The 327-nt window shown below is 34.9% G+C and carries 1 protein-coding gene; it reads left to right on the top strand.

All coding sequences use genetic code 11. The features are described 5' to 3' along the window. Window positions 1-327, top strand: a 327-nt coding sequence (locus FUA24_RS07935; RefSeq protein WP_187388218.1) for an NAD(P)-dependent oxidoreductase, incomplete at both ends; no start/stop codon positions are given.

Raw genomic sequence — 327 nt, 5'->3', positions numbered from 1 at the left:
AAAGCATACGCCAAAGGCACAGAGCTTAAAGGAAAAACCTTAGGTGTTTTAGGTTTTGGTAGAATTGGTCAAGCTACAGCAAAAGTAGCGTTAGGCGCCGGCATGAAAGTTATTGCATTTGATCCGTTTTTAGAAAAAGCTAATTTAGAGTTAGAATTTTTTGATGGCCAAAAAGTAAACTTTGATATTGAAACTATTTCAAAAGAAGACGTTTTAAAACAAGCCGATTTTATTACATTACACGTACCTGCACAAAAAGATTACGTTATTGATGAAGCTGAATTTAACATGATGAAAGACGGTGTTATTTTAGCCAATGCAGCTCGT

This window comes from Seonamhaeicola marinus (assembly GCF_008085455.1).
The sequence above is the reverse complement of the archived record's forward strand: the minus strand, read 5'-3'. Positions and strand labels throughout refer to the sequence as shown.